Source organism: Roseobacter sp. (genome assembly GCF_039970775.1).
Classification (GTDB): domain Bacteria; phylum Pseudomonadota; class Alphaproteobacteria; order Rhodobacterales; family Rhodobacteraceae; genus Roseobacter.
Window position 1 is genome coordinate 1 of record NZ_JBDVLG010000011.1, and the last position, 25,188, is coordinate 25,188.

Annotated in this window: 28 protein-coding genes, 1 tRNA gene and 1 pseudogene; 16 read left to right on the forward strand and 14 right to left on the reverse strand. The window is 58.8% G+C overall.

Features of this window, described 5'->3' with window-relative positions; genetic code table 11:
* The 3 genes from ABJH13_RS02280 to ABJH13_RS02290 all read left to right on the forward strand — a co-directional run.
* A partial coding sequence (locus tag ABJH13_RS02280) for a TRAP transporter large permease subunit (RefSeq protein ID WP_348404600.1) occupies positions 1 to 671 on the forward strand: 671 nt, incomplete at its 5' end.
* Positions 668 to 2,005: an amidase gene (locus ABJH13_RS02285; RefSeq protein ID WP_348404601.1), complete on the forward strand. Its 1,338-nt coding sequence runs from the start codon at positions 668 to 670 to the stop codon at positions 2,003 to 2,005. The genes ABJH13_RS02280 and ABJH13_RS02285, both read left to right, overlap by 4 nt.
* A gap of 16 nt (positions 2,006 to 2,021) precedes the next feature.
* Positions 2,022 to 2,216 (forward strand): hypothetical protein, encoded by a 195-nt coding sequence (locus ABJH13_RS02290; protein ID WP_348404602.1) that lies wholly within the window; start codon positions 2,022 to 2,024, stop codon positions 2,214 to 2,216.
* 14 nt (positions 2,217 to 2,230) lie between these two features.
* Here ABJH13_RS02290 and ABJH13_RS02295 read toward each other — a convergent pair whose 3' ends face one another.
* The 4 genes from ABJH13_RS02295 to dctP form a co-directional block, all read right to left on the reverse strand.
* Complete coding sequence (locus tag ABJH13_RS02295; RefSeq protein WP_348404603.1) at positions 2,231 to 3,751, reverse strand: malonyl-CoA synthase; 1,521 nt, start codon at positions 3,749 to 3,751, stop codon at positions 2,231 to 2,233.
* 74 nt (positions 3,752 to 3,825) lie between these two features.
* Positions 3,826 to 5,142, reverse strand: a complete 1,317-nt coding sequence (locus ABJH13_RS02300) for a TRAP transporter large permease (protein ID WP_348404604.1) — start codon at positions 5,140 to 5,142, stop codon at positions 3,826 to 3,828.
* Complete coding sequence (locus ABJH13_RS02305; protein WP_348404605.1) at positions 5,142 to 5,690, reverse strand: TRAP transporter small permease; 549 nt, start codon at positions 5,688 to 5,690, stop codon at positions 5,142 to 5,144. Before ABJH13_RS02305 ends, ABJH13_RS02300 begins: the two co-directional genes overlap by 1 nt.
* Positions 5,691 to 5,752: 62 nt before the next feature.
* On the reverse strand, positions 5,753 to 6,739 hold the full coding sequence (gene dctP / locus ABJH13_RS02310) for a TRAP transporter substrate-binding protein DctP (RefSeq protein WP_348404606.1): 987 nt from the start codon (positions 6,737 to 6,739) through the stop codon (positions 5,753 to 5,755).
* Between the two features lie 132 nt (positions 6,740 to 6,871).
* On the opposite strand from dctP, the gene ABJH13_RS02315 reads away from it, so the two are divergent.
* Positions 6,872 to 7,528, forward strand: a complete 657-nt coding sequence (locus ABJH13_RS02315; RefSeq protein ID WP_348404607.1) for a GntR family transcriptional regulator — start codon at positions 6,872 to 6,874, stop codon at positions 7,526 to 7,528.
* A gap of 2 nt (positions 7,529 to 7,530) precedes the next feature.
* Here ABJH13_RS02315 and ABJH13_RS02320 read toward each other — a convergent pair whose 3' ends face one another.
* The 8 genes from ABJH13_RS02320 to ABJH13_RS02355 form a co-directional block, all read right to left on the reverse strand.
* The gene (locus ABJH13_RS02320; protein ID WP_348404608.1) at positions 7,531 to 7,659 is read right to left on the reverse strand and encodes a hypothetical protein; all 129 of its coding nucleotides are present in this window, start codon (positions 7,657 to 7,659) and stop codon (positions 7,531 to 7,533) included.
* Positions 7,656 to 8,837 carry a formate dehydrogenase subunit gamma gene (locus ABJH13_RS02325; protein ID WP_348404609.1) on the reverse strand — a complete coding sequence of 394 codons (1,182 nt, stop codon included), beginning with the start codon at positions 8,835 to 8,837 and terminating at the stop codon, positions 7,656 to 7,658. The genes ABJH13_RS02320 and ABJH13_RS02325 overlap by 4 nt, the downstream gene beginning before the upstream one ends.
* A gap of 75 nt (positions 8,838 to 8,912) precedes the next feature.
* Entirely contained in the window at positions 8,913 to 9,509 is a 597-nt protein-coding gene (gene fdh3B / locus ABJH13_RS02330) for a formate dehydrogenase FDH3 subunit beta (protein WP_348404610.1), read from the reverse strand.
* A 14-nt stretch (positions 9,510 to 9,523) separates the two neighbouring features.
* Positions 9,524 to 12,421 (reverse strand): formate dehydrogenase subunit alpha, encoded by a 2,898-nt coding sequence (locus ABJH13_RS02335; protein WP_348404611.1) that lies wholly within the window; start codon positions 12,419 to 12,421, stop codon positions 9,524 to 9,526.
* A gap of 87 nt (positions 12,422 to 12,508) precedes the next feature.
* Entirely contained in the window at positions 12,509 to 12,697 is a 189-nt protein-coding gene (locus tag ABJH13_RS02340; RefSeq protein WP_348404612.1) for a twin-arginine translocation signal domain-containing protein, read from the reverse strand.
* A gap of 51 nt (positions 12,698 to 12,748) precedes the next feature.
* A complete protein-coding gene (locus ABJH13_RS02345) occupies positions 12,749 to 13,357 on the reverse strand; it encodes a molecular chaperone TorD family protein (RefSeq protein WP_348404613.1) in 609 nt (202 codons plus the stop codon).
* The gene (locus ABJH13_RS02350) at positions 13,354 to 13,935 is read right to left on the reverse strand and encodes a DUF3306 domain-containing protein (protein WP_348404614.1); all 582 of its coding nucleotides are present in this window, start codon (positions 13,933 to 13,935) and stop codon (positions 13,354 to 13,356) included. Before ABJH13_RS02350 ends, ABJH13_RS02345 begins: the two co-directional genes overlap by 4 nt.
* Entirely contained in the window at positions 13,932 to 14,510 is a 579-nt protein-coding gene (locus ABJH13_RS02355) for a DUF3305 domain-containing protein (RefSeq protein ID WP_348404615.1), read from the reverse strand. The genes ABJH13_RS02350 and ABJH13_RS02355 overlap by 4 nt, the downstream gene beginning before the upstream one ends.
* A 332-nt stretch (positions 14,511 to 14,842) precedes the next feature.
* Here ABJH13_RS02355 and ABJH13_RS02360 point away from each other — a divergent pair, with 332 nt between their 5' ends.
* The 11 genes and pseudogenes from ABJH13_RS02360 to ABJH13_RS02410 all read left to right on the forward strand — a co-directional run bounded on the left by ABJH13_RS02360 (position 14,843) and on the right by ABJH13_RS02410 (position 22,026).
* Entirely contained in the window at positions 14,843 to 16,798 is a 1,956-nt protein-coding gene (locus ABJH13_RS02360; RefSeq protein ID WP_348404616.1) for a 4Fe-4S binding protein, read from the forward strand.
* 48 nt (positions 16,799 to 16,846) lie between these two features.
* Positions 16,847 to 17,056 carry a DUF6494 family protein gene (locus ABJH13_RS02365; protein WP_348404617.1) on the forward strand — a complete coding sequence of 70 codons (210 nt, stop codon included), beginning with the start codon at positions 16,847 to 16,849 and terminating at the stop codon, positions 17,054 to 17,056.
* Complete coding sequence (locus ABJH13_RS02370; RefSeq protein ID WP_348404618.1) at positions 17,053 to 18,120, forward strand: Mrp/NBP35 family ATP-binding protein; 1,068 nt, start codon at positions 17,053 to 17,055, stop codon at positions 18,118 to 18,120. Before ABJH13_RS02365 ends, ABJH13_RS02370 begins: the two co-directional genes overlap by 4 nt.
* Positions 18,117 to 18,821 (forward strand): DUF4444 domain-containing protein, encoded by a 705-nt coding sequence (locus ABJH13_RS02375; RefSeq protein WP_348404619.1) that lies wholly within the window; start codon positions 18,117 to 18,119, stop codon positions 18,819 to 18,821. The genes ABJH13_RS02370 and ABJH13_RS02375 overlap by 4 nt, the downstream gene beginning before the upstream one ends.
* On the forward strand, positions 18,818 to 19,312 hold the full coding sequence (locus tag ABJH13_RS02380) for a DUF6505 family protein (RefSeq protein ID WP_348404620.1): 495 nt from the start codon (positions 18,818 to 18,820) through the stop codon (positions 19,310 to 19,312). The genes ABJH13_RS02375 and ABJH13_RS02380 overlap by 4 nt, the downstream gene beginning before the upstream one ends.
* Before the next feature lie 125 nt (positions 19,313 to 19,437).
* Positions 19,438 to 19,650: a hypothetical protein gene (locus tag ABJH13_RS02385; protein WP_348404621.1), complete on the forward strand. Its 213-nt coding sequence runs from the start codon at positions 19,438 to 19,440 to the stop codon at positions 19,648 to 19,650.
* Between the two features lie 60 nt (positions 19,651 to 19,710).
* Positions 19,711 to 19,893 (forward strand): annotated as a pseudogene (locus ABJH13_RS02390) (transposase); the annotation flags it as partial.
* Between the two features lie 172 nt (positions 19,894 to 20,065).
* Positions 20,066 to 20,326, forward strand: a complete 261-nt coding sequence (locus ABJH13_RS02395; RefSeq protein ID WP_348404622.1) for a hypothetical protein — start codon at positions 20,066 to 20,068, stop codon at positions 20,324 to 20,326.
* A 252-nt stretch (positions 20,327 to 20,578) separates the two neighbouring features.
* A complete protein-coding gene (locus ABJH13_RS02400; protein ID WP_348404623.1) occupies positions 20,579 to 20,710 on the forward strand; it encodes a hypothetical protein in 132 nt (43 codons plus the stop codon).
* Complete coding sequence (locus tag ABJH13_RS02405; RefSeq protein ID WP_348404624.1) at positions 20,707 to 21,441, forward strand: recombinase family protein; 735 nt, start codon at positions 20,707 to 20,709, stop codon at positions 21,439 to 21,441. The genes ABJH13_RS02400 and ABJH13_RS02405 overlap by 4 nt, the downstream gene beginning before the upstream one ends.
* A 60-nt stretch (positions 21,442 to 21,501) precedes the next feature.
* On the forward strand, positions 21,502 to 22,026 hold the full coding sequence (locus ABJH13_RS02410) for a zinc ribbon domain-containing protein (RefSeq protein WP_348404625.1): 525 nt from the start codon (positions 21,502 to 21,504) through the stop codon (positions 22,024 to 22,026).
* A 199-nt stretch (positions 22,027 to 22,225) separates the two neighbouring features.
* Here the strand turns inward: ABJH13_RS02410 and ABJH13_RS02415 are convergent.
* A tRNA-Leu gene (locus ABJH13_RS02415) sits at positions 22,226 to 22,311 on the reverse strand.
* A 267-nt stretch (positions 22,312 to 22,578) separates the two neighbouring features.
* A complete protein-coding gene (locus ABJH13_RS02420) occupies positions 22,579 to 23,079 on the reverse strand; it encodes an Lrp/AsnC family transcriptional regulator (protein WP_348404626.1) in 501 nt (166 codons plus the stop codon).
* An 83-nt stretch (positions 23,080 to 23,162) separates the two neighbouring features.
* Here ABJH13_RS02420 and putA point away from each other — a divergent pair.
* On the forward strand, positions 23,163 to 25,188 hold a 2,026-nt coding region (gene putA / locus ABJH13_RS02425; protein WP_348404627.1), incomplete at its 3' end, for a bifunctional proline dehydrogenase/L-glutamate gamma-semialdehyde dehydrogenase PutA.

Genomic DNA, 25,188 nt, shown 5'->3' on the forward strand with positions numbered 1-25,188 from the left:
ACTGGAACCTGCTGACCAGCTTTGTGCCGTTGACGGTGCTGATCGCGCTGGTGCTTGGGTCGATCTTGGGCGGGCTCGCCACCCCCGCCGAAGCCGCCGCGATGGGCGCATTGGGCGGCATGGTGCTGGCCGTGCTCTACCGATCCATGAGCTGGACCAAGCTCAAGGAAAGCGTGTTTCTGACGGCCAAGGCCACCGCAATGGTGTGTTGGTTGTTCGTCGGGTCATGGACCTTCGCATCGGTGTTTTCCTACCTTGGCGGGCACGACATCATCGCCGATTGGGTGGGCGGCATGGATCTGGAACCCTGGGAGTTCCTGGTGCTGGCGCAGATCATCATCTTTTTGCTGGGCTGGCCGCTCGAATGGTCCGAGATCCTGATTATCTTTGTGCCGATCTTCCTGCCCTTGCTCGAGGTCTTTGGCGTGAACCCCTATTTCTTTGCCATGCTGGTGGCGTTGAACCTGCAAACATCGTTCCTGACCCCGCCCATGGCCATGTCGGCCTATTACCTAAAAGGGGTCCTGAAAAACCAGATCGAACTGATGGATATCTTTCGTGGCATCATGCCGTATCTAGGTATTGTCATCTTTACGATGGTGTTGATGTATCAATTCCCCGGTATCGCGCTGTGGTTCCCTGACTACCTGTTCGGAGTATACATCCCTTGAAGATCAAACCCCATGAGCTGTCGGCCAGTGAGGCTGCCACGCATATCGCGGCCGGACGGCTGTCATCGGTGCAATTGGTGCGGTCCTGTCTGGACCGGATCGCCACCACCGATGGCGATATCCACGCCTGGGCGCATCTCGACCCGGATGCGGCACTGAAACAGGCCGCCGCCTGTGACCAACGCCGCCAATCCGGGCTGGCCACCGGGCCCCTGCATGGCATTCCGGTGGGGCTCAAAGACATCATCGATACCCGCGATATGCCAACCACACGCGGCACGCCGATCTTTGCCCACAGACAGCCCGACGCCGATGCCCGTATCGTCGAAATGCTGCGCGAGGCGGGTGCTGTCATCATAGGCAAAACCGTCACCACCGAAATGGCCTTTGTGCACCCCAGCATCACACGCAACCCGCACAACGCCGCACACACGCCGGGGGGGTCCTCCAGCGGATCCGCCGCCGCGGTCGCCGCAGGCCATGTGCCGCTGGCCATCGGGACACAAACCAACGGGTCAGTCATCCGGCCGGCGTCCTTTTGCGGCACCTTCGGGTTTAAACCGACGCGCGGTACCCTGCCCCGCACGGGCGTGCTGCAAACCTCGCAATCGCTCGATCAGCTGGGGACCTTCGCGCGCACCCTCGAAGACGCCGCACGGCTGGCCGATGCGCTGGCCGGATACGACCAACGCGACGCCGAAAGCCACCCCCACGCCCGCCCTGCCATGGCCGCAGGGGCGCGCAGCGAACCGCCCGTTGACCCGGATCTGGTGTGGCTGAACCTGCCCTTCCATGATCGGCTGTCGGGGGCGGCACAAGACGGGCTGGACGGTATCTTGGGTATATTGGGCCCCCGCGTCACCCGGATGGACCCGGCCAATCAACTGGCCGAGCTGGTCGCCGTTCAGGCGCGTATCCACGAATATGAGATCATCCAACACCAAGGCCACGTGTTTGACGCCCATTGGGATCAGATCAGCGATACCCTGAAACCCGTCCTGACCCGCGCCCGCACCATCAGCGCAGCCGAATACCAAGACGCTCTGGCAGTCAAAACCTCGGCGCAGGCGTTTTTCGCAGAGTTTTTCATTGATTACGACGCGATCATCGCCCCATCCGCCGCAGGCGAAGCCCCCGGTTTTGACACCGGCACAGGCGACCCGATTTTTTGCACGCTTTGGACATTGGCGGGGCTGCCCTGCGTGACGATACCGCTATTGGTCGGCGAAACCGGCCTGCCCATCGGGGTGCAACTGATCGGCCCCGCCCATAAAGACGACCGGTTGCTGCGCACCGCAGCTTGGCTGCAACAGCACATCATGGCCACTGCCTGACAGAGAGGACAACACAATGTCATACATCATCAAAGTGATCGTGGGTTTGGTCGGCACCGCCCTGCTGGTGATTTTTGTGGGCGAATTATCCCACAGCATTTCCACCGGGTTTGCCGGATTTTGGGGCGGGTTTCCCTTTATGGTCATCGTAATCATCGTCTGCGCTATGGCGATTTACGACTACTGGGACGAATGCATTCGCAAAAAATAAACCCCGCGCGCGGGTCAGTCGGGCCCGGCAAACATCGCGGCATACTCTTGGCGCAGCATGTTCTTTTGCACCTTGCCCATGGTGTTGCGCGGCAGTTCGGGCAGGATGATCAGCCGGCGTGGGTGTTTGAACCGCGCCAGATGTTCGCGCACGGCGCTACCCATGGCATCAAGATCCGGGGACTGCCCCGGTGCGGCAACCACAAACCCCACAACCGTTTCGCCAAAATCGGGATGCGGCAGTCCAACAACCGCGCTTTCCAACACGCCCGGCTGGTCGTCCAACACTGTTTCGATCTCTTTTGGGTAGATGTTATACCCCCCCGAAATGATCAGATCTTTGTTGCGGCCGACGATCTGCACGTATCCCTGATCGTCGATCAGCCCCAGATCACCGGTGATGAAAAACCCATCTGCGCGCAGTTCTTCGCGGGTCTTTTCGGGCATCTGCCAGTAGCCTTTGAACACATTGGGCCCGCGCACTTCGATTTGGCCAATGTCGCCGTCCGGCAGGGTGACGCCGGTGGTCGGGTCGGTGATTTTCAACGCAACCCCGGGCAGCGGCATCCCCACCGTGCCCGCGCGCCGCGCGCCATCATAGGGGTTAGACGTGTTCATATTCGTTTCGGTCATGCCGTAGCGTTCAAGGATGCGGTGGCCGGTGCGGGTCTCAAACTGGGTGTGGGTTTCTGCCAGCAAAGGCGCGCTGCCCGACACAAACAGCCGCATGTGCCGCACCAGATCGCCAGTGAACCGCGCATCATCCAGCAACCGGGTGTAGAAGGTCGGCACCCCCATCATCGCCGTGGCCTGCGGCATCTGCGCGATCATCTGATCAAGGTCAAACTTCGGCAGGAAAATCATTGGGCCACCGGCCAGCAACATCACATTGGTCGCGACAAAAAGCCCATGCGTGTGAAAAATCGGCAACGCATGCAGCAGCACGTCGTCTTTGGTAAAACGCCATAGATCCACCAGCGTCTCGGCATTGGACAGCAGGTTGGTCTGGGTCAACATCGCGCCCTTGGACCGGCCCGTTGTGCCCGATGTGTAAAGGAACGCGGCCAGATCATCACCCCCCCGCGCCACGGTTTCAAACTGCGCAGGTGCGCGCGCGGCACGGTCGGCCAAACTGCCTGTGCCATCCGCGCCCAAGGTTTCTAGGTGCGCGCCCGCCGCCTGCGCGACCGGCTGTAGGTTGCCCGCATTGGCCGGATCGCAGATCAGCACACCCGCGCCGCTGTTTTGCACAAAATACGACAGTTCTGATGCGGTGTACCCTGTGTTGAGCGGTAAAAACACGATCCCTGCCTGCACGGCCGCGGCATAAACCGCCAAGGCCTGAGGTGACTTTTCGACCTGTAGGGCCAGCCGGTCGCCCGGTTTCAGGCCAAGGTCAACAAACACATGCGCATACCGCGCAGCCATCGCCAGAAATGCCGCGTGGGTCAGGGTTTGCCCACCCGGGAGGATCAAAAAAGCAGTGTCTTGGCCGTCGTGGCGCCCAAACAGATGGTCAAATAGCGGGTTTGTCATCAACCGGCCTCCGGACTGAAAATGGTTTGTTTTACGCTGCATGCCACCCGGACATCAAACGTGAAAGGGCAAAATCAAAATGACGGGCCCATCACCTGATCTGGCAACCACGTGGCCAGCCCCGGAAACACGCACAACAACACAATCGCGATCACCATACAGGCCACAAACGGCAGCGACCCCATGAGGATAGTCTTGAGCGAAATGTCGGGCGCGATGCCGTTGATCACATATAGGTTCAGGCCCACGGGCGGGCTGATCAGCCCGATTTCCATGTTGATGGTCAGCACCACAGCAAACCAAATCGGGTCAAACCCGGCGGTGGTGATGATGGGCAACAAAATCGGTGCGGCCATCAAAATCACAGCGACGGGCGGCAAGAAAAACCCTGCAATCAGCAAAAACAGGTTCACCGTGCCCATCAGCACCCAACGGTTGACATCCAATGTGCCGATCCATTCTGCAATCGATTGCGTGATGAACAGGCTCGACAGCATATAGGAAAACACGCCAGCAGCGGCGATGATGAACAAGATCATCACGCTTTCTTTGGTGCTGTCGCGCAGGATGTGCCACAGGGCCTTTGGGCTCCAGAGTTTGTAGATCACCATCGCGATGATCAGACACAACAGCGCACCAACAGCGGCGGTTTCAGAAGGCGTCGCTATGCCGCCGTACATGGCATAAAGCACGCCGATGATGATCGCGACAAACGGCAACACACGGGGCAAGATTTCCAGCCGTTCGCGCCACGTATAGCTGCGCGTTGCCAGCAGATCTGCGTCGCCTGATTTCCATGTGGAATAGAGCGACCACGCCATAAACAACGCCACCAACATCAGCCCTGGTATCACCCCCGCCAAAAACAACCGCCCGATGGATGTTTCGGTTGCGATGCCATAGACGATCATGGTGACCGAGGGCGGGATCAGGATGCCCAACGTGCCACCGGCCGCAATGGACCCCGCCGCAACACCGTCGGGATAGCCGCGTTTGCGCATCTCGGGGATGCCCATTTTGCCGATGGCCGCGCAGGTCGCGGGGCTGGACCCCGACATCGCCGCAAACAGCGCGCAGGCCCCGAGGTTTGAGATCACCAGCCCGCCGGGGACGCGCGTCAGCCACCGTTCAAGCGCCTCATAGAGGTCCGCGCCCGCACGAGTTGACGCAATCGACGCGCCCATAATGATGAACATCGGGATCGACAACAGCGCGAAATTGTCCAGCTTGCCAAACAAGATTTCCGGCATCAGTTCGAGGCTGCGCATGCCGTCAAAGATGATCAGGAACCCCGCAGACACAATCAGCAACCCAATCGCCACCGACACGCCCGAAAACAGCACAAAGATCGTCGTCAGCGCCACCAGCGCGCCCAAAACAAGCGGATCCATCAGGTGTCCTCCAGGCCAAAGGGGGCTTCGGCCCCCGTCACCACACCGATAAGGTCGGCAATCAACTGCAAGAACAACAGCCCAAACCCCACAGGCAACGCCATATACGGGATCCACAGTCGCACGCCCCAGACCGTATCGGATTTCCATCCGCGGTCCCACGCGAAATGCCAGTAGTCGTAGCCGTACCATACCATCACGCCGATGATCACAATCGACACCGACAGCGTGACCACCGCCAGCCCCCGACGCGCGCCCATCGGCAGCGCCAGCGGGATCAGATCAACGTTCACATGACCACGCAGACGTTGCACATAGGGCAACCCCACCAACGTGGCCGCGATGACCAGATAGATCACCATTTCGGTTTGCCACACGGTCGATCCGTTCAGCACAAAGCGCACAAAGATCATCTGGCAGGTGATCCCCACCGCCAGAACGATCATTGCCGCCGAACACCATCCGGCCACCGTGGACAGGGCCGCGATGACGCGCACAAAGAGATTATCGCCAACACGCGCAGTGGTGGCGGAATTTGGACCAGACATGGGGGTTTTCCTAAAAGATCAGCGCATGAGGGGCGGCATTTGCACGCCACCCCACCTGCAATTTAGTCGACGGCCAGCGCCATATCGAGCAACGCTTGCCCATCGGGGACCTCTTCGACGAAGGCCTTGAACGACGTGTCTGTGGCGATCTCCTGCCATGCGGCGAAATCATCTGCCGTCATCTTGGCGATCTCGACGCCTGCGTCTTGGAACACTTTGACCGATGCGGCATCTTGCTTTTTGGCCTCTTCCAGATAGAAGGCCTCGGCCTTGCTTGAGGCCTCGCGGAGCGCTGTTTGCTGCGCATCAGTCAGGCCGTCAAAGGTGGATTTGTTCATCAAAACAGGCTGGTACATGAACCACAACGCCACATCTGACGCAGGCGTATAACACGCAACTTGCTCGTAAATCCGGTACGACACAAACGACGACGACGATGTGTTGGCCGCCGTCAGAACACCCGTTTGCATGGCGTTATATATCTCGGACGATGCCATTGACGCGATCGACGCGCCCGCGCCTGCCAACATTTGTTCAAACGCCTTGCCAGCCGCCCGCGTTTGTTGGCCCACCACATCATCCGGCCGGGTGATGCATTTGTCTTTGCCAACAAAACCGCCCGCCAGATAGCCATGCACCAAGACCATAACGTCATCTTCGGCCATCTTGGCCTCGAGCGCCTCCATAAAGGGGCTGTCGCTGAGACGGGCGGCGTGGTCGTGGTTTTTCACCAAACCGGGCATCAACGTCAGGTTAAACGCGGGTTGCTGTCCACCAGCGTAGCTTAGCGGCAGGACCGTCATATCCAGCTGGCCCCGGCTGAGCGGTTTATACTGTTCACGCGGTTTAAACAGGGACTTGGAACCGAAGATCTTGATGTCCAGATCCACATCTGCGGCCGCAACATCATCTGCGATGATTTGCGCGACCTGATGGCGCACGTCCTTGTTTGACCATTGGTGCGACAACCGCAGTTCCGTCGCCTGCGCGGTTGCGGCCCCTGTGGCCAGAACAGCCACAAGGGCTGCCGAAAGCAGTAAGTGTTTCATATATTCCTCCCAGAATACCGGTTTTATACGTCCGGTTGTTATCGCAGCATTCCGGTTGCCGCATTCAGAGTCAATAATTTTGTATACAAGAAATTCGTTGTCGCACACGTGGTTCGCGCCTAGGATCGCCCCATGACGATGCGCCATGCTGATAAAATTGCAGATGCTCTCGAAGAGTTGGTGTTCACCGGCCAATTCGACGATGGCGACCGGTTGGATGAAATCAAGCTAGCCGCGCAATTTGACGTCTCGCGCACCCCGATCCGTGAAGCGCTGCAACGGCTCGTGGCATCAGGAATTGCCGAACATCTGCCACGCCGAGGGGTGTTTGTGCGCCAACCCGGCCCCGTCGAGTTGATGGAAATGTTCGAGACTATGGCCGAAATTGAGGCAGCCTGCGGACGGTTGGCAGCTTTGCGCATTTCTGACGCGGCACTGGCCGAGCTGGAACAGGCCAATGCGCTGTGCCAAGCCGCCGTCGCGTCGGGCGACACCGACGCCTACTACCTTGAAAACGAGCGGTTTCACCACACAATTTACGCGCAATCTGGCAACAGCCACCTGGCAGAGCATGCACTGAGATTGCACCGGCGCCTCAAGCCGTTTCGTCGGTTACAGCTGCGGCTGCGGGGACGTTTGGCGCAATCCATGGCCGAACACGAGGCAATCGTGGCCGCGTTGAAATCGGGAGATCAGGTCACCTGCGCGACAGTGTTGCGCGACCACGTGGGCATTCAGGGTGAAAAATTCCGCCACCTGATGGCGGAACTGCGCACTGTGGCGCAATAGGGTCAGTCGCCTAGACGCACTGCGGGGCTGCTGCCGCGTTCCGCCGCCGAAAACCCCGCCGCGTGCAGCCCATAAAACGCGCCGACCGAGATCGCCATCATCGCAAGACCAGCAAAGAACATCTCTCTCATGTTGAGCCCGCCTTAGATTGTTTTTCCTCGACCTCAGCAACCCAAATGCTGTGGTGTTCGCGGGCCCATTGCACTTCGACTTCGCCGTCGCCCATCGCAGCATAGGCGCCTTCCATGCCGACGGACCCGATGTAGATATGTGCGATCACGATGGCCATCAGGATAAAGCTGACGATCGCGTGCCATGATTGCGCCAACTGCATTTCTTCATGCGGGGTCAGCGTCGTCGACAGCTCACCCAACCCAACGAGTTGCGGCAGGCCCAACGCGTTCAGTTTCTCGAAGGTCGCGGCAAACATCGGCAGCTCAAACGGAAAGAGCAATGACACCCCCGACACCGCGATCGAACTGCCCAACAAGATCACCGACCAAAAGATCATCTTTTGCCCTGCGTTGAATTTCTTGGCAGGTGGGTGGCCACCCCCAAAAATACCGCCGCCTTTCAGCAGCCAATTGATGTCAGTTCTGTCTGGCAGATTGTGCACCACCCAGAAAACAAACACCAAAACCAACGCCAATATAAACGCCCACGACACGTTGTTGTGGATCCACTTGGACCCAACCGCAAGCGTCGCAAAAGCCTCGTGGCCAAACGCAGGGATCAGCAGTTTACGGCCCGTCAACGTGACAATGCCCGTCAGCCCCAGCAAGATAAACGACCCAGCCAGCAACCAATGCGCAAACCGTTCGATCGATTTGAATCGCAGGATTGTCTGGCCCGTCTTTTCGCCATCGATGCGGATACGTCCGCGGATCAGGTAAAATACCGCCAATAAAACGACCATCGCCCCCAAAAGACCGGTGCCATACGTCAGCAACGGGCCTTCGCGAAAGGTCAGCCACCGCATGCCACCGTCCTGGATGACGACGCCCGCCGCAGGGCCGCGCGCTTGGGTCGTGATATCGGCCGAATTATACCGATACGCGCGCCACAGGTCCGGGTCAGACGCGCCGCCACGGGTGCCTAATTGGTCTGATGCATTGGCCGCCGCGTCGGGGTCCCCCGTCACGCTGCTGCGGAACTCATCGTTTAGGTTCAGGCCGTCTTGGCGTTTGAGAATGTCCTCAAGCGTCTGCGCACCACCCGTCGCGCTGCGGTCTACAGGCGCGGTGTCCTGCGCCTGCGCACCAAAGGACACGCCAAATGTGAGGATCAACAGGCACAAAAATCGCAGCATGGGCATATCCATATTTTGCTGTCGTTCAAGACGGCCCCGACGGGGCCGCCCTGCGATAGGGTTCAGATCGCGACGTCAGCCGCCCTTTTGATCGTAGGCCGTTCCCCAGCCCCAAGCGCCAGAGCCAAAGCCGCGCGCCACAACACGTTCGCGGTAGATGCTGGACACGACATCGCCGTCCCCTGCCAACAACGCTTTGGTGGCACACATTTCCGCGCAGATCGGCAGCTTGCCTTCCGCGATCCGGTTGCGCCCGTATTTGGCGAATTCGGCGGTGGAATTGTTTTCCTCGGGACCACCTGCGCAGAAGGTGCATTTGTCCATCTTGCCCCGGCTGCCAAAATTGCCCGCTTGCGGGAACTGTGGCGCGCCGAAGGGGCATGCGTAGAAACAATACCCACACCCGATGCACAGATCTTTGGAATGCAGCACCACGCCTTCGTCGCTTTGGTAAAAACAATCCACCGGGCAGACGGCCATGCACGGCGCGTCTGAACAATGCATGCAGGCGACCGATATCGACCGTTCGCCGGGTTTGCCATCGTTGATGGTGACGACCTTGCGGCGGTTGATGCCCCACGGCACTTCATGCTCGTTTTTACAGGCGGTGACACAGGCGTTGCATTCAATGCAGCGTTCGGCGTCGACGAGAAATTTTGCTCTAGCGGCCATGTTTCATGCTCCCCTTATGCTGCCCAGATTTTGCAAAGAGTCGACTTGGTCTCTTGCATCTGCGTTACGCTATCATAGCCGTAGGTCTGCGCGGTGTTGGTGGATTCCCCCAACACATACGGGTCCGCACCCTCGGGGTAATTTTCGCGTAGATCGCGCCCCTCCATGTGACCACCAAAGTGGAATGGCATAAACGCCACGCCCGCCTCGACCCGTTCGGTGACCATGGCCATAACCTTGACCTTGCCGCCTTCAGGACCTTCGACCCAAACCTGTTCGCCATCGCGCAACCCAAGGTTATTGGCGTCACGGGTGTTCACCTCGACAAACATGTCTTGCTGCAGTTCTGCGAGCCATGGGTTAGACCGCGATTCGTCCCCGCCGCCTTCATATTCAACCAACCGGCCAGACGTCAGGACAATGGGGTATTCCTTAGAGAAATCATTGTCTTGGATGGATTTATACATGGTCGGCAGGCGCCAGAATTTCTTATCCTCGTAGGTCGGATAATCCGCCACCAGATCACGCCGGTTGGTATAAAGCGGCTCGCGGTGCACAGGCACCGGATCGGGGAAGGTCCACACGACGGCGCGGGCCTTGGCGTTGCCAAAGGGCGCGCAGCCATGTTTGATCGCCACCCGCTGGATGCCGCCTGACAGGTCGGTTTTCCAGTTGGTTTTGGGTCCCGCAACCGCATCAATAGCGGCGCGTTCATCGGCCGTTAAATCACCGTCCCAACCCAGATCCATTAGCATTTGCATGGTGAATTCGGGATATCCGTCCTGAATTTCCGCGCCTGGGTTAGACACCCCTTCTGCCAATAGATTGTCGCCGTCTCTTTCCACGCCAAAGCGCGCACGGAAGGCAAGACCACCCTCTGCGACGGGCAACGACATATCATAAAGGTTCGGCGTACCAGGGTGGTTCATCTCGGGCGTGCCCCAACAAGGCCACGGCATCCCGTAAAAATCTCCATCCGCCGGACCACCCACCGCACGCAGCGAGGTGCGATCAAAGGTGTGTTGGTTGGCCATGTGCATTTTCAGCCGCTCTGGGCTTTGAGCCGTATACCCGACCGTCCACATACCGCGGTTGAATTCACGGGTGATGTCTTCGACCACCGGCTCGTCGCCCTCTACGGCAATATTGCGGAACAATTTATCGTGGAAGCCCAGTTTTTTCGCGAACATGGATATGATCGTATGGTCGGGCAGCGATTCAAAAAGCGGGTCCACCACCTGATCACGCCATTGCAGCGACCGGTTCGAAGCGGTGGCAGAGCCGCGCGTTTCAAACTGAGTGCACGCCGGCAACAGATACACCCCATCGGTCCGATCCTGCATGACGGCAGAGACGGTTGGATAGGGATCAACCACCACCATCATGTCGAGCTTCTCCATCGCCGTCTTCATCTCTTTCTGACGGGTCTGCGAGTTAGGGGCGTGCCCCCAAAGCATCATGATACGGGTGTTATCAGGTTGATCTATATTGTCTTTTTCTTCCAATACACCGTCGATCCAACGCGACACCGGAATGCCGGTTTCGTTCATCATCAAACGATCCGCACCATCTTTACCGGCACCTTCCATCACGGCAAACCGCGATTTCAGCCAATCCAGATCTTCTTCCCAGACCCGCGACCAATGGGCCCAAGACCCCGGCGCAAGACCATAATACCCAGGCAACGTATTGGCCAAAACGCCCAGATCCGTCGCACCTTGCACGTTGTCGTGGCCGCGGAAAATATTGGTACCGCCACCTGCGGTGCCCATGTTCCCCAACGCCAGCTGCAAGATACAATACGCACGCGTATTGTTATTGCCGTTGGTGTGCTGCGTGCCGCCCATGCACCAAATCACAGTGCCGGGGCGGTTGTTTGCCAACGTCCGCGCCACGCGCCGCAATTGGCTGCCGGGTGCGCCCGTTACGCGTTCGACCTCTTCGGGGGTCCATTTGGCAACCTCTGTTTTGATCTCGTCCATGCCCCAAACACGGGTACGGATGAATTCCTGATCTTCCCAACCGTTCTCAAAGATATGGTACAAAATGCCCCAGACCAGCGCCACATCGGTGCCCGGACGGAAACGAACGTATTCATCCGCGTGGGCCGCCGTGCGGGTAAAGCGCGGATCGCACACGATCAGCGGTGCGTTGTTTTGTTCTTTGGCCTTGAGCATATGCAGCAACGACACCGGGTGCGCCTCGGCCGGGTTGCCACCGATCACAAACATCGCTTTGGAGTTGTGCATGTCGTTATAGCTGTTGGTCATGGCGCCGTAGCCCCATGTGTTGGCCACGCCAGCCACCGTTGTCGAATGGCAGATCCGCGCCTGATGGTCGACGTTATTGGTGCCCCAATAGGCAGCGAATTTGCGGAACAGATAAGCCTGTTCGTTGTTGTGCTTGGCCGACCCCAGCAAATACACCGAATCCGGGCCGCTTTCCGCGCGCACCTTGTTCATGCCATCGCCGATCTCTTCGATCGCCTGTGCCCAGGAAATGCGCTTCCATTCCCCGCCTTCTTTTTTCATCGGATATTTCAGACGACGTTCACCATGGGCATGATCACGGACTGCCGCACCCTTGGCGCAATGCGCGCCTAGGTTAAACGGGCTGTCCCAGCCGGGCTCTTGCCCCGTCCACACACCGTTGGACACCTCTGCAATCACCGTACAACCGACCGAACAATGGGTACAAACTGATTTGATCGTCTCGACAGAACCCACCGCCGATGTCGCCGCCGAAGCCTGCGTTACCGTGCCGCCTGTCGCTGAAATCGCGGCCAACCCACCAATGGCCAAACCCGACCCTCTTAGGAAACTGCGGCGATCCACAGATTTATTCGCGGTTTCAGACAGGATGTTTGTCCGCCCCGCACGATGTGCAACCGAATTGGTCTTTTTCCTTAGCATAGTGTCCTCCCTTGCTGCCCCGGTCAGGTGGCTAGGTCATATATAAGTGGTGATCGAATGCCCGCCGGCCTGCGGCGCGCCTAACAATCAAAAACGGGTGCTCTCCAGATACGCGCGCGTATGGGCGGTATCTTGCATTTTGTTGGACGTCAGATCGACCTCCGCAGCCGCGGCGCTGGCGCCACCGGCAACTGCGACCGCCGCTGCGGGCCCCGCCGTGCCTGCAAGTTTAAGAAAGTCGCGGCGGTTTGTATCGCCTTCAGATGTCTTTGCCATGGTGTCTCTCTTCCTCTTCATCTCTTTGAGGGCACATACCCCCAACGCGGATCAACCCGCCGCCATTCTAAATGCGTCTTTTTCGATCTCCATAAAGGCATGGCCGACGGCACCAACACCCGCATAAAAAACCGATGTTTTCGCCCCCTGAAGGTCGGTGTAAAAATGCGCGGCCCAAGGCGCGATATGGTTGTTGAAAAATCCGCGCTGCTGCTCGACGTCGGGCGCTGGCCCAAACCGGGCGACAATCATGCCCCCCATCATTTCCATCAACGCCGCCATGCTGTCTTCAGGCTCAAATGTGTTTTCTGACCGGGTGATCTGAAGCCCCACCATATCCTTGCGCAGTTTCGCCAGCGGTTTTTCATTGAGAAACCCCGTCAGGTAGTAGCTGGCATAGGGCAGCAATTCACCGCGACCCAACCCAATGAACAGCCCGGTAAATTCGCGTTCGACGGCTTGTGGTGTAGTGGACTTGGCCACCCGTGCCAACCCGTTGATCGCCTGCCCAAGGGGGCTGTCATCGCCGCGCAATTCTGCGGATTGGTCCAGCAACATCTGGTCTGCCGGGCGCGCCAATAGCACTCCCAAAAAGTTGTACAAATCCGCGCGCAGGCGGTCTTCGTCTTTGGTGTCCGTCACATGCGCTGTCTGTGTCATACTGTGGTCTCCTCAAACCGAAACCGCATGCGGCGGGGCGCGGGGTCTGGCGTGTCGTCTTGTGCCACCACAACAGGTGCAGGTTCTGGGGTGGGCTTGGTGATCTCTTGTTGCGGAGCCTCAACGGGTGCCTCGGTCATAGGTGGCTCGTCCGCTTCGGCTGCGGCGGCGACGCGCGCGGCCTCTTCTTGACGCGCCATTTCCTCAACATGCGCCAACATCCCCTTGCCAACCTGATAGGCCGTGCGCACCGGGCCACCCGCCAACATGGCTGCACGATAATCATCGTCATATTCATTCAACCCGTCGACACAGGCCAACACAGGATTGCTCCGCCATAGCTTGCGCAACGCCTTGTTGCGCAGATGTTCGGGGACTTCGCGCGCCATAAATGACGCGAAATCATCCCCCGGCTGCAATGTATCAGGATCCGGCAGGCCCATTTCTTCGAGCACAACCGCATCGTCCTGCTCTGCCAACTCGGCTTGCTGCGCGGCCACGCGCGCCTGATCATCTGCGCGGGTCTCGGCCTCTACGGCGGCGCGACGCCGCGACCAAAACGATCTATCCACGCTCATTCAGATGTCTCCCGTGTGGACGCGGCGGGCACTCTGTATACATCAGACACCTGCGCAATGCGTGCATCTCCGATTCCATCCTGCGTGCGTGCTGTGCGGTGCTTATCCCGGCGGCGCTTTACAAAAGGTTCATCGCGGTAGTGCTGGGCCACAAAATCGCTGACCCATGCCAAAACCGCACGCGGCATCGCCACACGTTCGACAAGTTCTTCACCGCTGTCGGAATAATCCTGCGCCTCATAGGGCGACGCGCTGACCTTCAAAACATCCAGCGGCATGTGCGGTGCGTCTTCCTGATCGGTTTCGCGCAAAATAATATAGACGCTGGGCGTTTCGGCCTGCAATTCGTGGGCGTATGCTTCGGCGTCCGAGACATACAACCAAAGGTCGTGGGTGGCGGCGTGAAATTCGGACACGCTCTCTTCGTCGCGCAGCAATTTCCAGGACGCCTCGCCCGCACCGGGCAGGACGGCTGACGCGCTCCAGACCCACTTGGCCCAAGGCGTTACGCCCGGCGCCCGGCGCATCACAACGCCCAGTCTTATAGACTCCGAATTTGGGTAGACGATGGACAAAGGTGTTCCTTGATTTCGCGCCGTTCCTGAAACCACCTTAGCAAAACATGCCCGGTATCCTAGAAAAATCTGCATTCCAATGTACACAAATGATGACTATATTGTGTCACTTTCCCCCAAAACATCCGTAACACACTGTAATAAAACGAAAACATAACTCGATAGTTTTCGAATGAATGACCAAACACCCGCGCGGCCACGCAACATACGGCACTCGATGGTGGGGCCGTGGTCGATTACCGGTTTACGGCCCGACGGTTTCCTGCCTTTCTGTGGCGCGGTGGTCCGCCCACATATAGCCAAGCAGCCCATGCCAGCCAGAGGAACCAACAATGACAAAAACGCTGATTTTATGCGATTGCCTGGGCAGCCAAACCCTGGATGGCGCCGCCCTGTCCAAAGCAACCGGCCTGCGCTGCACATCGGTCATGTCACATGCCTGTGGCGCGCAAATCGCCGAATCGGCTCAGCATTTGGCGTCGGGGGATACCATCGTTGCGTGCCAGCAAGAGGCACGCCTTTTCAGCGATTTGGCCGATGAGGTCGACGCACCTGCCCCCGGCTTCGTCGATCTGCGTGACCGTGCCGGTTGGGGCGACGAGGGCGCGGATGCGACCCCCAAAATGGCCGCTCTCGCCGCCGAGGCGCTGTTGCCGATGCCCCCTGAGCCAACGATCGATATAACCTCTGCGGGCACATGTCTTATTTTGGGCGATGGTGACATCGTGCTGCAGGCCGCGCGCGATCTGGCAGATATTCTGGCGGTAACCGTCTTGTGCGCAACCCCGTCCGATACCCAGCCCGGCAGCGGCTTTGACGTGGTCTGCGGCAACCTGCGCCGTGCCAGCGGGACATTGGGCCAGTTCGACCTGCACATTGACCACTTTCAGCAGATGATTGCAGGCGGTCGTGGGGCTACCCAATGGACCCAACCCAAAGACGGCGCGCGCAGCAATTGCAATGTCATTTTAGACCTGCGCGGGGGGTCAGCCTTGTTTCCTGCCCCTGAAAAACGCGATGGATATCTGCGCGCAGACCCCGGCAGCCAACCTGCGGTGGCCAAAGCCGTGCTGGACGCCTCGCAGATGATCGGGACGTTTGAGAAACCCCTTTACGTGCGACTTGAGCCTTCGCTGTGCGCCCATTCGCGCGCGGAACAAACCGCCTGTTCGAAATGTCTTGATACCTGTCCAACGGGCGCGATCACGTCGGCTGGCGATCATGTGGCCATCGACCCGCTGATCTGTGCCGGGTGCGGCGCCTGCGCAGCCCTGTGCCCCCCCGGTGCGATCACATATGACGCGCCCCCCGTGGCCACGGTGTTCAACCGGTTGCACACGCTTGCCAGCACATTTCGCAAAGCGGGCGCCAGCGACCCGCGGCTGTTGGTGCATGACGAAACATACGGCACCGAATTGATCACACTCGCCGCGCGATATGGCCGTGGACTGCCCGCAGATGTCATCCCCCTGTCGGTGTCGGCGCTGTCGGGGTTTGGCCATGCCGAGATGTTGGCAGCACTGGCCTGTGGCTTTGGTCAAGTGTCTGTTTTGATCGCCCCGCGCAGCGAAACCGACGTTCTCGCACACGAAACCGCACTGGCCAATGCGATGGCGGGCCGCACCGGCGTCACGTTGATTGATGTGGCAGACCCTGATGCGCTTTGTGATACGCTTTATGGTGCAGATCCCGCCCCGGCACTGGCCAACCCGGTTCTGCCGCTGGGAACGCGCCGCCAAGTCAGCCGCCTGGCCGCCAAGGCGTTGCAGCCAGAGGCGGCCACTGTCGCCCTGCCCGATGCCGCCCCCTATGGCGCGGTTTTGGTCGATACGGATGCCTGCACCCTGTGCCTGTCGTGCGTGTCATTGTGCCCCGCAGGTGCGTTGGGCGACAACCCCGACAAACCCCAATTGCGGTTCCAGGAAGATGCCTGTCTGCAATGCGGGCTTTGCGCCAATATCTGCCCCGAACAGGCGATCACGCTGGCGCCGCAGATGAACCTGACAGACGCCGCCTTTGACCAGCGGGTGCTGCACGAAGAAGACCCCTTTGCCTGTGTCGAATGCGGCACGTTGTTTGGGTCCAAATCCACGGTCGAACGGATCATGGAAAAACTGGCGGGCAACCACGCGATGTTTTCCAACCCGCAAGCGATCCGAATGATCCAGATGTGTGACAACTGCCGCATTCAGGCGCAGTATCATTCGCAAAATAACCCCTTCACCAGCAAAGATCGCCCCGCTGTGCGCACCACTGATGACTACCTCAGTGACCGCAAAGACCACTGATCAAAGCTGCGCTAATATCCCCTCTCCCAGCCGCAAAGGAGCCAGACAATGAGCGATGATTTCAACATGTCCATGCGTAAATTCCTCAAACAAGTGGGGGTGACCTCGCAGCAAGCAATCGAAGACGCGCTGCGCAACACCGCCGACACGGCGGGCAAGACCTATACCGCCAAGATGGTTCTGACCATCGATGGCGTCGATCTGGAACATGTCGTCACGGGGCACATCACCGGCCGCACCGATGGATCGCCTGAATGAGCCTGACCCGCGACGACGTTCTGACCGCCCTGAAAACCATCACCGACCCGGTATCGGGCAGCGACATCATGGCCGCCGGGCTGATCAAAGCCCTGACCGTCAGTGACACGCATGATGTGCGTTTTGTGATCGAAGTGCCGCCCTCGCAGGCCAAAACCTACGCGGCCGTACAAGCCGACGCCGAAGCCGCCGTCAAGGCGCTGGACGGTGTGGGTGCTGTCAGCGTGGTGATGACGGCCCACTGCACGCCTGCGGCCCCACCTGATTTGAAGCCCCAAAAATCCACCCCCACAGGGCCGCAGAAAATCCCCGGTATCGACCGGATCTTGGCCGTGGCGTCGGGCAAAGGCGGCGTGGGCAAATCAACGGTCGCGGCGAACCTTGCCTGTGCGCTGGCCGCCGAAGGACGGCGCGTGGGGCTGCTGGATGCAGACGTCTACGGGCCCTCGCAGCCGCGCATGTTGGGGGTGTCGGGGCGGCCCGCGTCGCCTGACGGAAAAACCATCCTGCCGATGCGCAATTTCGGCGTGACCATGATGTCTATCGGGTTGATGACAAACGATGATCAGGCCGTCGTGTGGCGGGGCCCGATGTTGATGGGCGCCTTGCAACAGATGATGACGCAGGTGCAATGGGGCGCGTTGGATGTGCTGATCGTTGACCTGCCGCCCGGCACCGGTGACGTGCAAATGACGCTGGCTCAAAAGGCCGATGTCACCGGCGCGATTGTGGTATCGACGCCGCAGGATGTCGCATTGTTGGACGCACGCAAGGGCATTGATATGTTCAACCAGCTGGGCACGCCTATCCTTGGCATGATCGAAAATATGTCGACGCATATTTGTTCAAACTGTGGGCACGAAGAACATGTGTTTGGGCACGGCGGTGTGGCGGCTGAGGCTAAGAAGCTCGGCGTGCCGTTGCTTGCCGAAATCCCGTTGCACCTAGATATCAGACTGGCCGCCGACGGGGGTGCGCCCATCGTGGTGTCTAAACCTGACAGCCCACAGGCGGGTGCGTTCCGCGACGTGGCGCGCGCGCTGGTGGCCGACGGGTTCGCATGAACACCGTGCATTTGCCGCCCCTCTTTACGGCGATGTTAACCGCCGGGGCCGACCCGTTCGAGGCCGCCTGCACTGCCGCGCGTCAGGGGTGCGATGCGGGGCTGGTGACCTACGACATCAGCGCCGACAGGCTGCGTGCCGCGATTGTCTTTGCCCCCGAAATCGCATTGACCCACGCCATGGTCATGCAGCCCATTTGCGGTATCGGGTTCCAAAATGCGTTGGGGACACTGGCACCGCCTGAAGTGTCGGTGCATCTGGAATGGGGCGGCGCGCTGCGCGTGAACGGGGCCAAATGCGGCACCCTCAAGACCGCCGCGCACCCGGCCGATCCGGCCCAAGTGCCCAATTGGCTGGTGGTCGGCCTTGACCTGACCCTTTGGGCCGACACGCAAGACACCGGGCTGACGCCGGATGTGACCTCGCTTTATGCCGAAGGGTGCAGCGACGTGCCCGCCGGTGACCTGCTTGAGGCCTGGGTGCGCCACACGTTGTCCTGGATCAATCGCTGGGACGAAGACGGCGTGCAACCGGTACATTCGGAATGGACAGGCCTGGCCCACGGGATCAGCGACAACGTAACAGTGAACGGCCTGACGGGCACCTTCCGCGGGATCGACGAAACCTTTGGTTTGCTCTTGCAGCCCGACGGCCCCGCGCAGATTATACCGCTGACCCACACGCTAAAGGATGTGTCATGAAACTGGCCCGCGCGATCCATTTTGACGACAGCGACACACGTGTCTTTCACAACCCCGCCCGCACCGGCGAATGGTGCATTTCAGGGGGGTTCGAGTTTTCCAACTGGTCGCAGGGCGATCTGACGGGCAAGGCAAAACAGGCCTTTACCAACGGGTGGATGGGTGTCGAAACATTCGGCCGCACCAGTTTCGTCGCGGTCACCCAGATCGAAGAGACCGAACGCGACGCCATTGCCGCCACGCTCGCCCAGCATTTCGTGGACATCTACGGCGCGCCATCCGTCGAGGCCGCGATGGGCGTGGCGTTGGAAGAGATCACCCAGATGATCGACCTATGCGAAGATCAAGCATTCAACACCTTGCTGACTGTCACCCGCGAACTGACCCCAGCGGGCGTCAAGGAAAGCTACCGCATGATAGAGCCCCAAGATGCCGGTATCGAGCAATTCGCCGTGCACGGATCATTGGACGAGGACCCTCACCAGCACTAGACACAGTCCCCCACCCTGCACGTTCATTAGACTGCAATCCGTGGGCGTTTTGCGTCAATTTTTGTGTCGTTAAGAGCGATACAGTACAGAACGCCGCACGGCCGTGCGGTAACGTGAATTCAGTCGTGACCAACGAGCAACCGAATGCCGACAGCATGGGCGGTTGGGAGCCTTTGCTGACGGCCTTTACGCAACCAGAAATGGCTCCGTTTCTGGATCTGGATCTGGAGGCATTTCTCCCGCCCGCACTTGCGCAATGGAGCAGGGATGCCGTCAAGGGAAAGAGCGCTCTGCCAGATTACGCATTATTTGCGGTTTTGCGTGTCGCGCCGCGGTAATCCCCCCGAAAAGTGGTTGTGTTAAAAGCTAGAATTTTCGTGGCAAGATATGCCACGGAGATTCACTATGAAGAGGTCACGTGTTCAGAGGCCCAGATTGTCTCGTCCTTGAAAGAGGCAGAGAACAAGATGCTCGTTTCTGAGCTGTGTCGCATGCACGGGATGAGCCAACCATCACTTTACCAATTGCGCTCTAAATTCGGTGGATTGGATGCATCAGTGACTTCCGAAATGAAGCAGTTGTAGGTTGAGAATGCGCGTTTGAAGCAGTTTTTGGGCTGCGAGAATATAGGGATTTCCGGCTGGCTTTGACGGACGCGCGGCGCAATTGGGGATTTGGGCTAGCTATCGCGCTTCATCGCCCGCCCCATCGAGGCAAAGACGGGCATTGGAGTGCGCGGAAAGCATCGGTGCCTTGATCGAAGCCGCACCAACCCAGCCGTTCTACAAGGCTTACGACCGCGCGGCGGTCACCTTGTCGGCGGAGTTCGGCATCACCCAGATTGCGGCGAAGGAGATGATGAAAGACGCCTTCAAGCAGCATCACGGCACGGAGCTCTATGCCCACGGCAAGGCGGTGGAGGAGAAATTCCACACGCCTGTGCGGGAGGCCGCGCGGCAAGCTCGAAACGCAGAGCAGCAACCCGTTCGCAGTCAATCACAGTCCTACCCCTGATCCGTAACCATCTGGAAATAGGAAAATATTCCTTGCCAGAACCCAAAACAACACGCACCATGTTCCGCTTATGTTCACATATGGAGAGCAACCCAAACGAAAGGACCACCCGTGAAAGACACGCCCCCAACACCACCGCCGCAACGCCCCAGCATCCATCTCAACTGGCAGGACTGGCTGCCCTAATTTGAGGCCAGCACCGCCTCCGAATCTGAGAAACAACAAATCATTGAAACCGTCTGGTCCATCGTCATGGGCTTTGTTGATCTAGGCTGGACGCTGAATGTTGACGCAGAAAACAGGGGACAAAGCTTCGATCTGACCGCCGCCTTGCGCGCGGCTGTGCTATACTCAGAAGAAAACGCAGAGCTGGAGGCGCTATGAACATACACAAAGCCTTAATCTACTGCGGTGTATCCTCGAAGGGGCAGGAAACCGACGGACACGGATTGGAATCTCAGGAAACCCGTTGCCGTCAATATGCGCAGGCCAAAGGGTACGAGGTCGCCGCTGTCTTTCCCGACACGATGACGGGAGGTGGTAGCTTCATGAAGCGCCCCGGGATGGTGGCGTTGCTGTCCTTTCTCGACGCCCATCCCAACGAGCAATTCATCGTCATCTTTGATGATCTCAAGCGCTTTGCCCGCGACCGCGATTTCCATTTCCGTCTGCGCCGGGCTTTCCGTGATCGACAGGCGCAACTTGAATGCCTGAACTTCTCCTTTGACGAGACGCCAGAAGGTGAGTTCGTGGAGACCATTTTTGCGGCGCAAGGCCAGTTGGAGCGCAAACAAAACGCCCGTCAGGTCTCGCAGAAAATGAAAGCGCGGATGCAATCTGGGTATTTTGTGCACCGCGCGCCCGTCGGATATCGCTACGAGGCTCAAAAAGGGCGGGCCAAGATTTTAGTGCCGAACGCGCCGCTGTCTGACATCATTCGCGAAGCATTTGAAGGCTACGCATCGGGGCGCTTTCAGACGCAGGCCGAAGTGAAACGGTTCTTTGAGGGGTTTGCCGACTTCCCGCATCTGAAGAACGGGCGGCTCACCCAGCAACGGGTGACTGACATCCTGACGCATCCGATCTACACCGGCTATATTTGTTCCGAAAACTAAGGGATCAATTGGCTGAAGGCGCAGCATGACCCGCTGATCTCGCTGGAGACCTTCGACAAAGTGCAGGAGCGCCGCGCTGGCAAGGTCGAAGCGCCCAATAGTAAGAACATCGGGGATACCTTTGTGCTGCGTGGCATTGCCTGCTGTGCGGGCTGTAACGTGCCGCTGCGCTCGTCCTTCACACGAGGAAATGGTGGGCAATACGCATATTATCTATGCCAAACAAAGGGCTGTGAGGCCTACGGCAAATCGATCAAACGCGACAAGATTGAGGGAGACGTGGGCGATATCATCAAAACGCTGCAACCAAATCCAAGCGCAATCCGCATGATGACTGCGATGTTCCGTCAAATCTGGGAGGCGCGTCGGGCGCAGGCCGCGTCCGCGAAGACCGAGGCTAAGAAAGAGCTGTCCCGCATTGATAAACGCATCGACGCGCTACTGGGGCGTATCGTGAACGCGCAAAGCGACGCGATTGTGCCCGTCTATGAAGGCGAGATCGTCGCATTGGAGCGTGGCAAGGCGGTTTTGGCGGAACAAATGCACAAACAGGTTGAGCCGAAGGGGGTTTTGAAGAAAAACTAGAACCAGCGATCATGTTTCTCGCAAACCCTTGGAAACTCTGGGAAACACCCGGTACCGCACAGGTGCACCTGCGTCGTTTGGTGCTGAAACTGGCCCTTAAAACCCGCATCAAATATTGCCGAAATGAAGGCGCTAGAACCCCGGAAACATCGTTTCCGCTCAGAGCTTTAGGGGTAGTTTCAGACCCGAAGGTCTGTTTTGGTGCGGGCGGGGGGACTCGAACCCCCACGGGCATACGCCCAACAGATTTTAAGTCTGGTGTGTCTACCATTCCACCACGCCCGCATCTGACGCTTTTTTCTAACCACCTGCGTTTTACCGCGGGAGCACACAGGATTTAGCCCTTTGTGCGTACCAATTCATCACACACATCCGGCGATATTTACAACGCCAGCGGGCTCGTTGCAACGACTCTGCAACCGCCCTTAACGCGTAGGTACAGCCCTACCACGAGGTTCGCAAGCGATCGCTTGCTGTATTGGCCGAAGTGTATCCGCCGTGCACATGCCACACCGCCCGTCCGCAACGGCCCTGCCGAATACCATCCAACGGTCACGTTGGATCCGCCAGCATCGTCTCTTTGACGGCCTGCATTGCCACGAACGTCGAGGTGCCTGCGACATGTGGCAAGGCCGAAATTGTCTCGCCCAGAAATCGCCGGTAGCGTGTCATATCTCGCGTGCGTACTTTGAGCAGGTAGTCAAAATTGCCCGCAATCATATGGGCTTGTTCTATCTCGGGCACTTTGGCCACCGCCGCATTAAACGCCATTAACGCCTGTTCGCGCGTATCGCTTAGCCGCACTTCTACAAAGGCCACATGGTCCAGACCCAGCTGAATGGGGTCCAACAACGCCCGGTACCCGATGATCACACCGCTTTGTTCTAACCGCCGCAACCGCGCTTGGGTGGGGGATTTTGACAGACCGATGCGTTTGGCCAAATCTGTTATGCTCACCCGTCCGTCTTCGGCCAATACACCCAGAATCGCCTGATCAAACCGGTCCATCTCAAACGGGCCGTTTGCACTCGCTTTTAAACCATCACTGATCATTTCATCCTCCAATTCCCTGATATAAAGTCATTACGACTTCGGTATTCCATGTACAACGGTCAAAAGAACACTGGAGACATCTCATGGCCCACGATACACCTCTCCCGCTGCGCGACCGCATCGATGCAGACAAATACGCCACCTCAAAGGTGACCCTGCGCAAGTTGATGGACAGCAGCGCCCTGACACCTCAGGCCCGCACCGCGATCAGCGCCACAGCCGCGCAATTGGTGCGCGACATCCGCGGCACAACGGCACCGGGCCTGATGGAGGTGTTTCTGGCCGAATATGGTCTATCGACCGACGAAGGCGTCGCGTTAATGTGTCTGGCCGAAGCCCTGTTGCGCGTGCCCGACGCAGAAACCATCGACGCGCTGATCGAGGATAAAATCGCGCCCTCCGATTGGGGGCGGCATTTCGGACGGTCGACCTCTAGCTTGGTGAATGCATCCACCTGGGCCTTGATGTTGACAGGGCGCGTTTTGGACGATGAACAACCCGGCCCTGTGCGCCATCTTCGAGGGGCGATCAAACGTCTGGGCGAGCCGGTGATCCGCACCGCCGTCAGCCGCGCCATGAAAGAAATGGGGCGGCAGTTTGTGTTGGGTGAAAACATCACAAGTGCTATGCAACGCGCCGCAAACATGGAGAAAAATGGGTTTACCTATTCCTATGACATGCTTGGTGAAGCCGCCCGTACCGAAGCCGATGCCAAACGTTACCATCTCAGCTATTCGCGTGCGATATCGGCCATTGCGACGGCATGCACATCGGATGATATCCGCAAGAACCCCGGAATTTCGGTAAAGCTCTCTGCCCTGCATCCGCGCTACGAAGTCGCGCAACAGGCCAATATGCAGACCGATCTGGTGCCCCGCCTGACGGCGCTGGCGCTTTTGGCGAAATCCGCAGGCATGGGGTTGAATGTCGACGCCGAAGAAGCCGACCGTCTGGCCCTATCGCTGGAGGTGATCGAACAGGTCATGGCGGACCCTGCCCTCGCCGGTTGGGATGGGTTTGGCGTGGTGGTGCAGGCCTATGGCCCACGTGCGGGCACGGTGATCGACGCGCTTTATGACATGGCCGAACGGCACGACCGCAAGATCATGGTGCGGCTGGTGAAGGGCGCCTATTGGGATACCGAAATCAAACAGGCACAGGTCGAAGGCATCGATGGGTTCCCTGTGTTCACCCAAAAGGCCGCGACCGATGTGTCCTATATCTGCAACGCAGAACGGCTGTTGCGTATGACCGACAGGATCTACCCGCAGTTTGCGACCCATAACGCCCACACCGTCGCCGCCATTTTGCATATGGCCGACGACCCTGATGCCTATGAATTCCAGCGGTTGCATGGAATGGGCGAAACCCTGCACACATTGGTGATGACGCAAAACCAGACTCGTTGCCGTATTTATGCACCGGTTGGGGCGCATCGCGATCTACTGGCCTATCTGGTGCGGCGCTTGTTGGAAAACGGTGCCAATTCCAGCTTTGTGAACCAGATCGTCGATGAAACTGTCGCGCCCGAGGTCGTCGCCGCCGATCCCTTTGACACCTTTGCAAATGTGCCCGCGCCGCATATTGCCAAGGGCCCTGCGCTGTTTCAACCGCTGCGGGCCAATGCCATCGGGTTTGACCTGACCCACAGCCAAACATTGGCCGCCATCGAGACCGCGCGCGCCCCCTTTGCCGACCACCAGTGGCAGGCGGGTCCGGTGTTGGCCGGGCCTGTCGCAAAAACCGGGTCGGTGCCGGTCACAAACCCTGCCCAACCTGACGATACCCCCGGCATGGTCCAACCTGCGACACCCGCCGATGTTGCAACGGCGTTTGATACCGCCGCGCCGTGGTCAGCCCCGTTGGATGACCGGCGCGCCACCTTGTTGCGGGCCGCCGACATGATGGAAACGCGGTTCGGAGAGATCTTTGCCCTGCTCGCCCGCGAGGCTGGTAAGGGTCTGCCCGATTGTGTGGCCGAACTGCGCGAAGCCGTTGATTTTCTGCGCTATTATGCGGCACAAGCCACTGCAGCCCCTGCCGCGGGCGTGTTTACGTGTATTTCACCGTGGAACTTCCCCTTGGCGATCTTTTGTGGGCAGGTCAGCG

Bases quoted from the DNA above. Each gene is read 5' to 3' on its own strand.
- ABJH13_RS02290 (WP_348404602.1), top strand. From the start codon at position 2,022: ATGTCATACATCATCAAAGTGATCGTGGGTTTGGTCGGCACCGCCCTG.
- ABJH13_RS02295 (WP_348404603.1), bottom strand. From the start codon at position 3,751: ATGACAAACCCGCTATTTGACCATCTGTTTGGGCGCCACGACGGCCAA.
- ABJH13_RS02300 (WP_348404604.1), bottom strand. From the start codon at position 5,142: ATGGATCCGCTTGTTTTGGGCGCGCTGGTGGCGCTGACGACGATCTTT.
- ABJH13_RS02305 (WP_348404605.1), bottom strand. From the start codon at position 5,690: ATGTCTGGTCCAAATTCCGCCACCACTGCGCGTGTTGGCGATAATCTC.
- dctP (WP_348404606.1), bottom strand. From the start codon at position 6,739: ATGAAACACTTACTGCTTTCGGCAGCCCTTGTGGCTGTTCTGGCCACA.
- ABJH13_RS02315 (WP_348404607.1), top strand. From the start codon at position 6,872: ATGACGATGCGCCATGCTGATAAAATTGCAGATGCTCTCGAAGAGTTG.
- ABJH13_RS02320 (WP_348404608.1), bottom strand. From the start codon at position 7,659: ATGAGAGAGATGTTCTTTGCTGGTCTTGCGATGATGGCGATCTCGGTC.
- ABJH13_RS02325 (WP_348404609.1), bottom strand. From the start codon at position 8,837: ATGCTGCGATTTTTGTGCCTGTTGATCCTCACATTTGGCGTGTCCTTT.
- fdh3B (WP_348404610.1), bottom strand. From the start codon at position 9,509: ATGGCCGCTAGAGCAAAATTTCTCGTCGACGCCGAACGCTGCATTGAA.
- ABJH13_RS02335 (WP_348404611.1), bottom strand. From the start codon at position 12,421: ATGCTAAGGAAAAAGACCAATTCGGTTGCACATCGTGCGGGGCGGACA.
- ABJH13_RS02340 (WP_348404612.1), bottom strand. From the start codon at position 12,697: ATGGCAAAGACATCTGAAGGCGATACAAACCGCCGCGACTTTCTTAAA.
- ABJH13_RS02345 (WP_348404613.1), bottom strand. From the start codon at position 13,357: ATGACACAGACAGCGCATGTGACGGACACCAAAGACGAAGACCGCCTG.
- ABJH13_RS02350 (WP_348404614.1), bottom strand. From the start codon at position 13,935: ATGAGCGTGGATAGATCGTTTTGGTCGCGGCGTCGCGCCGCCGTAGAG.
- ABJH13_RS02360 (WP_348404616.1), top strand. From the start codon at position 14,843: ATGACAAAAACGCTGATTTTATGCGATTGCCTGGGCAGCCAAACCCTG.
- ABJH13_RS02365 (WP_348404617.1), top strand. From the start codon at position 16,847: ATGAGCGATGATTTCAACATGTCCATGCGTAAATTCCTCAAACAAGTG.
- ABJH13_RS02370 (WP_348404618.1), top strand. From the start codon at position 17,053: ATGAGCCTGACCCGCGACGACGTTCTGACCGCCCTGAAAACCATCACC.
- ABJH13_RS02375 (WP_348404619.1), top strand. From the start codon at position 18,117: ATGAACACCGTGCATTTGCCGCCCCTCTTTACGGCGATGTTAACCGCC.
- ABJH13_RS02380 (WP_348404620.1), top strand. From the start codon at position 18,818: ATGAAACTGGCCCGCGCGATCCATTTTGACGACAGCGACACACGTGTC.
- ABJH13_RS02400 (WP_348404623.1), top strand. From the start codon at position 20,579: ATGGGCTTTGTTGATCTAGGCTGGACGCTGAATGTTGACGCAGAAAAC.
- ABJH13_RS02405 (WP_348404624.1), top strand. From the start codon at position 20,707: ATGAACATACACAAAGCCTTAATCTACTGCGGTGTATCCTCGAAGGGG.
- ABJH13_RS02420 (WP_348404626.1), bottom strand. From the start codon at position 23,079: ATGATCAGTGATGGTTTAAAAGCGAGTGCAAACGGCCCGTTTGAGATG.